We start from the raw sequence: 7,720 nt of genomic DNA, 5'->3' as shown, positions 1-7,720 counted from the left end.
TGTCAAGAGTTTTTCTGAAAAATTTTCACTTTTTTTCACTTTTTTCTCTTCACCTTTCACATTATACTTGTGAATTCCCAAGTTTTGGGGAGTTTTAATGAAAAAAGTAAAAAAGAGAGATTAAATAAAGTAATCTTGGATAGACTTAACTCCGACTTTATTTTGTTGAATAAATTTAATCGCTTCAATTACAGCTTTTGCTGCTGCAATTGTCGTATAATAAGGAATACCTTGATTTAATACTTCACGTCTAATAATTTTTGCGTCGTCTTTGCTTGCTTTATTATCACTTGTATTAATTACAAGAGCAATTTCTTCATTTTTAATCATATCTACGATATTCGGTCTTCCTTCGCTTATTTTTAATACTTTAGTAGCTTTAATTCCGGCTTCTGTAATAACTTTATAAGTACCGCTTGTTGCAACTACTTCAAATCCTAAACTTACAAACTCTTTTGCAATTTCAGGAGCGAATTCTTTATCTATATCAGTAAGTGAAATAAATACTTTTCCGTTTGTAGGAAGATTAAATTTTACCGCTTGTTGTGCTTTTAGGAAACTTTCACCGAAACTTTCACTTATACCCATAACTTCACCGGTAGATTTCATTTCCGGTCCGAGAATTAAATCGGCACCAGGAAGTTTATTAAACGGAAATACGGCTTCTTTAACTGCGATGTGATCTTTTTGTTTAGGTTTATATACGTTACCGTCAAACGTAACTACATTAAATTTATCATAAAATTTAAGTGCTTCTTGAAGTACTTTTCCGTCATTAATCTCAGGATTATACGCAAGATTCCACATAACACGCGTTGCTACTTTCGCCATAGGAAGACCGGTAGCTTTTGACACGAAAGGAACCGTTCTACTTGCTCTTGGGTTTACTTCTATAAGATAAAGTTTGTCTTTATGAAGAGCGTATTGGATATTTAGTAATCCTTTAACTCCGAGTTTCAAAGCGATTTGTTTTGTAGCGTTTTCTATCTCTTTTATCTTCTCTTCGCTAATGCTAACGGTCGGCAAACTACAAGCACTGTCTCCCGAGTGAATTCCCGCTTCTTCGATATGTTGCATAATACCGCCTATATACACTTCTTTAGTATCGCTTATCGCATCTACATCAAGTTCGATAGCTCTATCAAGAAACTTATCGATTAATACCGGTGATTCGTTACTTACACTTACCGCTTCGTCCATATATTCTTTTAATTCGTTTTCGTTATAAACGATTCTCATTGCTCTTCCGCCAAGTACGTAACTCGGTCTAACAAGTACCGGGTATCCGATGTTTTCTGCAATTTTAAACGCTTCTTCTTTTGTAAACGCCGTCCCGTTCTCAGGTTGATTTAGTCCGAGTTCTTTTATAAATTCGGCAAATTTTTCTCTATCTTCGGCTCTATCGATAACTTCGGCAGATGTACCTATAATTTTGGCATTGATATCAGTTAGTGATTTTGCAAGTTTTAGAGGTGTTTGTCCTCCGAATTGCACGATAACACCATCAGGATTTTCCACCTCAACAACGTTTCTCACTCTCTCAAAAGTAATAGGTTCGAAATATAAAACATCACTCGTATCGTAATCCGTTGAAACAGTTTCAGGGTTGCAGTTGTACATAATAGTTTTAACGCCTAAGTCTTCAAGAGCAAAAGCAGCATGAACACAGCAGTAATCAAATTCTATACCTTGCCCGATTCTATTCGGTCCCCCACCTAAAATAAGAGCTTTTTTATCGTTTTTGATATTAGATTCTCTAAGGGGTACGTTTTTTGTAACATTTACGCTTGAATATAGATAGCTTGTAGTCGTATCGAATTCAGCCGCACAAGTATCCACTTCGTTATAATCGATTTCAATACCGAATTTTTTTCTTGCTTGATATACGTCTTCTTCGCTAACACCGATAATTTTAGCAATCATTCTATCGCTAAATCCGTAAGTTTTCGCTTTTCTTAAAAGTTCTTCGTCATTTAACATATCTTTTGAAAACTCTTTTTCAAGTTCCACTATTTCTTTGATTTGGTTTAAAAACCAAGGGTCTATTTTACTAATTTCATAAATTTCATCAACACTTTTACTCATTCTAAAAGCTTCGGCTACGTATAAAATTCTTTCGTCATTCGGAATTCTTAATTTTTTAATCAAAGTATCTTCATCACACTCTCTTCTCTCAAATCCGTCAAGTCCCGTTTCAAGAGAATATAAAGCTTTTTGGATAGATTCTTTAAACGTTCTTCCAATCGCCATCACTTCACCGACACTCTTCATAGAAGTAGTTAAAGTCGAATCGGCTTGAGGGAATTTTTCAAAAGTAAATCTCGGGATTTTAGTAACGACATAGTCAATTACCGGCTCGAAACTCGCCGCTGTTCCGGTAATATCGTTTTGAATTTCATCAAGTGTGTATCCTACCGCCAAAAGAGTAGCCACTTTTGCAATCGGATATCCCGTAGCTTTACTTGCAAGCGCACTACTTCTACTAACTCTCGGGTTCATTTCGATTACTATCATTCTTCCGTTTTTAGGATTTACGGCAAATTGTACGTTACTTCCTCCGGTATCGACACCTATTTCTCTAAGAATCGCAAACGAAGCGTCTCTCATTCTTTGATATTCTTTATCCGTAAGTGTCAAAGCTGGTGCTACGGTGATACTATCTCCCGTATGAACTCCCATAGGGTCTACGTTTTCGATAGAACATACGATAATACAGTTATCGTCTTTGTCTCTGATAACTTCCATTTCGTATTCTTTCCAGCCAAGAAGAGATTCAAGTATTTCAATTTCACTAATCGGACTTGCTTCAAGACCGATTTTAGCAAGCTCTTTAAACTCTTCCATATTATACGCAACACCACTTCCGAGTCCACCTAAAGTATATGCCGCTCTGACAATTAAAGGAAAGCCTATTTCTTTTGCAATTGCTACGGCTTCATCAAGCGTATGAGCGGTTTCGCTTCTTGCCATATCAAGACCGATTTTTTCAATAGCTTTTTTAAATTCTTCTCTATCTTCACCTTTTTTAATAGCTTCAGGATTGGCACCCAAAAACTCGATTCCTTCAAGCATACCTTTTTCATACATTTCCATAGCTACGTTTAGGGCCGTTTGTCCTCCCATCGTAGGTAAAATAGCATCAACATTTTCTTTTTTGATTATTTCCGCGACAACTTCCGGAGTAATAGGCTCGATATACGTTGCATCGGCGAATTCCGGGTCGGTCATAATAGTAGCCGGGTTTGAATTCACAAGAACAACTCTATACCCTAATGATTTTAATGTTTTTGCGGCTTGAACGCCCGAATAATCGAACTCGCAAGCTTGACCGATAACGATAGGTCCGGAGCCTATAAGCAGTATGGTTTTAATATCTTCTCTTTTTGGCATACAAAACCTTTTTTATATGTAATTATACCTTAAAAGTCACAAGTGAAAAATGAAAAATGATATAATTTTAAAAAAAGGCGAAAATTGAGACTTCCTCAAAAAATTGAAGCTTTAAGAAGGGCGACGATTTTTAATAAAAAAACAAAAGAATACGCTCTTGAAGAATTAAAAAAAGATAAAAGCTATCTTGAAAAATGTATCAAAGAAGATATTCACGATAATATAATTTTTAGAAATTACCAAGACTATCTTATCTCCACCGTACTCGAAAGAGACGGTCTTATGAAAAGATTAAAACCTATTCCCTCACAAAAAGCCTTTTCGAGCAAAGAATTCTTAAAATTCTATATAAACGACTTAAAAAACACTCCAAAAGAAGCGAAAGTAAAAAAAATCGGCGTATTCGATACGGAAACCACCGATATTTACGGCTATATTATTTCTTATGCTATCGTGATTCAAGATATGGAAAATATGCAAACCGAAGAGATATACGAATTTTTAAACCCGAAAGCAAAAATTAGCGAAGAAGCGTATAACGTCCATAAAATCAAACAAGAAGACCTTCAAGACAAACCTACTTTCGAAGAAAAAAAAGAAGATATTTTAAAAATTTTCGACTCACTTGATATGGTGGTGGGACATAACGTATTTTATGATTTCGGTGTGTTAAAAAGGGAGCTTGAAAGAGCTAAACATTTTCCAAATATTATAGATATTCCGATATTCGATACTATGTTTTATTCTTGGGATATCGTGGTACTCGATAAGAAAAAACAACCTAAACTCGAAGAAGCAGTGGCATTTTTCTTAGGCAATCAAAAAGCAAATTATCACGATGCGTTAGAAGACGTTAAGATGACACTTAAAGTATTTAACAAAATATTGGAAGAAGGGGAAAAGTTATAAAAATCAAAATACTGAATATCTGAAATGTACGAATCCGAGTATTTTTTCTATATCTCTTACCACTTTTTCCATAATTTTAGATTCAGGCGTCATGCTTAAAAGTCTTGTCAAAAGATATCCGTTCATAAGAGATATTTTTACTTCCCCGTTTGAATCTTCATAAACAGCTATACTCAAAGGCATTTTTACAGCCATAAATTTCGTTCTGTCGTTACTTAACATCTCCCCAGCATACTTTGCATTACAAAACTTGATAATTTTCACTTTCCCCACATCTGGACCACCATATTTTTCAATCTCTTCTTCTTGGTTGATTACAGTAACAACATGCCAACCTGGTGTAGAGGAAATCCTTTTTACAATTAAAGAAACCGTTTTATCAAAATCATACGGGCTTCTAATTTGCTTAAAAAGCATATTTTCAGCCGAACATTTAAAAAACAATGCTAACAAAAACAGTGAAACAACTACACCAAATCCAATTCCAACTAAAAAACTTCTTTTCATTTTACTCCTCCTCAGGTACACAAATTTTTTGATTTTTTATCGCAACAAAAGTTTTATACGCAACAAAACATACAACCGAAAATGTTAATATCCACAATAAGATTGAGAAAGATTTCAATATTACGTTATGATAAGCCGTATCCAAAAGAATAGTTGCTATTGTAATTGCCGCAAGAGGGAACGTATATGCCCACCATGAAATAAAAAACTGTAATTTAATAAACATTTTATACATACTAAACAGCAATATCAAAATAAAAAGCGCTATTGAATATAAAAATAAAGAAAACATATCAACAAGCCCGAACGTTATCCTAAAATAACTGATAAAACCTACCGCCGGAGGGGCTATAAGAATAAAAAAAGTAGGTATAAGTCTCTTTCCAAGCGGATGGTGAAATATCATTCTATAAACCACAATTGTAAATAATACGATCCAAAAAAACATACCTATCGAAAAGAAAAACAGATTCACAAATAAAGGAGCGACATCAACTCCAGCAACAGGAACCAATACGTTACCTACAATAGGAATAAACCAGGCCGGATTAATATGATGTACTTCAAAATCGTTAATGATCCAAAATTTGATTACTATAAAGGTAAAAATAATTTGTAAAATCGCTCCTATGTACCAAAAAACTACAGTAATTGTTGGAGCAAAATCCATATAAGCAATCGAAACCAATAAAAAACTGATAGAAATTGCCGCAAAAAAAGAACTTTTAATAGGATGATTAAACTCTTTTTTTACCATATCCGGATATTTAATTAGCTTAATTAAATAAAGAGTTAAAATAACAAAAAAAGCTATCGTATCAATCACAAGTAACAATAAATAAAGCCAATGAATAGGTAAATTTAAAAAATGCCATGCTTTAGCTGTAGCTATTGTAATTCCAGAAAGTCCCATAATTACAGCAAAAAGCTGTATAGGAAAATATGCCAAATTTCGTTGCATACTCCCCTCCTTTTTTGAGGGAAGTATAGCACATATTAAAAAATATTATGGCAGATATAAGAAAAAATTATAAATAATTATTCGTTCATAAAAAATTTAATGCCTAAATAATAAACAACATATAATATGACAATGAAAATCACAATGGAAAGTAAAGGATCGTTTAAATAATCTCCAACTAAGATAACTATTGCGGAAAAAAGTAGAAATAATACAAAAACTCCGAGAAGAAGTTTGTGTATTATTTTGAGATTCATTTTACTATTTTATAAAATTCTTTGAAAATATATTTACTATCGTGAGGTCCCGGACTTGCTTCAGGGTGATGTTGTACCGAAAATACTGGTTCGTTTTTGTATTTAACACCTTCGATAGTGCCGTCAAAAAGGTTTTTGTGTGTTACTTCTGCAATTTCTTCTATCTCTTCAGGAACGTTGTAGTTGTGGTTTTGTGCCGTAATTTCAACAACCGGCCTTTTACCGATATAGTTTTTAACAGGATGATTTCCTCCGTGATGTCCGAATTTAAGTTTAAAAGTAGGATAGCCGTGTGCAATACTTAAAAGTTGATGCCCAAGACAAATTCCAAACATAGGAACTTTCGCTTCGAGTAGTTTTTTTATTTTTTCGTGTACTTCTTTTAAAATAAGAGGGTCACCAGGTCCGTTGCTTAAAAACACTCCGCCGATTTCTCCGTTTTCATACATTTTAATTACATCTTCAGCAGGAGTATTTGCTGGAACCACCAAACATTCCATTCCGGCTTCGGTTAATTCGTTTAAGATATTTCTTTTTACCCCGAAATCATAAACCGCAATTTTTTTATCCGTATTTTTCTCTTTATATTTTAAGTTTTTGCTATCCCAAGCGCCATGAGGGTGAATATAAGCTTCTTTTGTAGTCACTTCTTTAATATAATCAATCTCTTCAATTCTCGGAGTAGATTTTAAGATTTTTTCAAGTTCGTTTTTATCATGAATTTCACTCGATGCTATCATCATCATAGCACCCTCGTTTCTTATCATTTTAGTTAAAAACCTCGTATCGATTTCACAAATTCCAAGAACGCCTTGTTCTTTTAAAAACTCTCCTAAGCTTCTCTCTCCCCTGAAATTCGAATAAGTATCGACATATTCTCTAACGATTACACCTTTAAGCCAAGCTTTTTGACTTTCGTTATCGTCTTTATTAACTCCGACGTTTCCGATTTCAGGCATTGTAAATACTACGAATTGCCCTGCGTAACTCGGGTCGGTAATAATTTCTTGATAACCGGTCATCGAAGTATTAAAAACTATTTCACCAACCGCAGTACCCTCAGCTCCAAAACCTTTCGCTTCTAAAAAAGTTCCGTTTTCAAGTAAAATAGATATTTTCATAGCAATCCTCTTTTTCTAAGTTCTTGCTCATAAAGTCTTTGAAACACAAGCTCCCACTCTTCACTGCCGGGAACCAAAGGTCTTTTGTAATTCTCTATTTTTTTATAAACTGCGTCTCTTGCTTCTATTTCTTGATTTAGGAAGTTCATAATAGACTTGAAAATAATATTTTTAATTTTCCCGTCTCTTACGTCGTAATCTATAAGTTCGTTATCCCAAAGCTCTTTTACCAAAAAGTGAGCCAAATCATCGATTCTTTCGTCTTTTTTTAATGGAAACCCCTCTTCTTCGGCTATCTGTTTTTTTATTAATTTGAAAACTTCTCTTCTATCTACGTCATAAAAAAGATATTCGTTTTCTTCTTCTTGTTTAGCAAGGATTTCTCTTGCTTTATCTTCTATTTCTCTCTCCCACAAAACATCATCAAGCACGATATCTTCTATCTCTTTTATCGCGGTATCCATGCCTTTTGGGAAAGTTACGTATCCGCTATTTAGTAAATCTATTGCTATTCTTCTGGCAATAAAAGGCACTTGGGCTTCTTTTATGAGCATTACAAACCTTTTTTATAAAAT

Annotated in this window: 6 protein-coding genes; 1 reads left to right on the top strand and 5 read right to left on the bottom strand. The window is 34.0% G+C overall.

What is annotated here, in order from left to right:
- Window positions 1-120: 120 nt before the first annotated feature.
- On the bottom strand, window positions 121-3,390 hold the full coding sequence (gene carB, locus EDC58_RS09420; protein ID WP_123353267.1) for a carbamoyl-phosphate synthase large subunit: 3,270 nt from the start codon (window positions 3,388-3,390) through the stop codon (window positions 121-123).
- A gap of 84 nt (window positions 3,391-3,474) precedes the next feature.
- On the opposite strand from carB, the gene EDC58_RS09415 reads away from it, so the two are divergent.
- Entirely contained in the window at window positions 3,475-4,299 is an 825-nt protein-coding gene (locus tag EDC58_RS09415; RefSeq protein ID WP_123353266.1) for a 3'-5' exonuclease, read from the top strand.
- A gap of 3 nt (window positions 4,300-4,302) precedes the next feature.
- On the opposite strand, the gene EDC58_RS09410 is transcribed toward EDC58_RS09415, so the two are convergent.
- From EDC58_RS09410 to EDC58_RS09390, 4 genes are all read right to left on the bottom strand, one after another.
- Complete coding sequence (locus tag EDC58_RS09410; protein ID WP_123353265.1) at window positions 4,303-4,806, bottom strand: DUF302 domain-containing protein; 504 nt, start codon at window positions 4,804-4,806, stop codon at window positions 4,303-4,305.
- Between the two features lies 1 nt (window position 4,807).
- Window positions 4,808-5,767 (bottom strand): SLAC1 anion channel family protein, encoded by a 960-nt coding sequence (locus tag EDC58_RS09405; protein ID WP_123353264.1) that lies wholly within the window; start codon window positions 5,765-5,767, stop codon window positions 4,808-4,810.
- 253 nt (window positions 5,768-6,020) lie between these two features.
- Window positions 6,021-7,145: a glutamine-hydrolyzing carbamoyl-phosphate synthase small subunit gene (gene carA, locus EDC58_RS09395; RefSeq protein WP_123353262.1), complete on the bottom strand. Its 1,125-nt coding sequence runs from the start codon at window positions 7,143-7,145 to the stop codon at window positions 6,021-6,023.
- Window positions 7,142-7,699, bottom strand: a complete 558-nt coding sequence (locus EDC58_RS09390) for a DUF507 family protein (RefSeq protein ID WP_123353261.1) — start codon at window positions 7,697-7,699, stop codon at window positions 7,142-7,144. Before EDC58_RS09390 ends, carA begins: the two co-directional genes overlap by 4 nt.
- Between the last annotated feature and the right edge of the window lie 21 nt (window positions 7,700-7,720).

It is taken from the genome of Caminibacter pacificus, assembly GCF_003752135.1.
Classification (GTDB): Bacteria; Campylobacterota; Campylobacteria; order Campylobacterales; family Nautiliaceae; genus Caminibacter; species Caminibacter pacificus.
The sequence above is the reverse complement of the archived record's forward strand: the minus strand, read 5'-3'. Positions and strand labels throughout refer to the sequence as shown.

What these genes read in the sequence shown, in the direction of transcription:
- carB (WP_123353267.1), bottom strand. Translation starts at nt 3,390, where the DNA reads ATGCCAAAAAGAGAAGATATTAAAACCATACTGCTTATAGGCTCCGGA.
- EDC58_RS09410 (WP_123353265.1), bottom strand. Translation starts at nt 4,806, where the DNA reads ATGAAAAGAAGTTTTTTAGTTGGAATTGGATTTGGTGTAGTTGTTTCA.
- EDC58_RS09405 (WP_123353264.1), bottom strand. Translation starts at nt 5,767, where the DNA reads ATGCAACGAAATTTGGCATATTTTCCTATACAGCTTTTTGCTGTAATT.
- carA (WP_123353262.1), bottom strand. Translation starts at nt 7,145, where the DNA reads ATGAAAATATCTATTTTACTTGAAAACGGAACTTTTTTAGAAGCGAAA.
- EDC58_RS09390 (WP_123353261.1), bottom strand. Translation starts at nt 7,699, where the DNA reads ATGCTCATAAAAGAAGCCCAAGTGCCTTTTATTGCCAGAAGAATAGCA.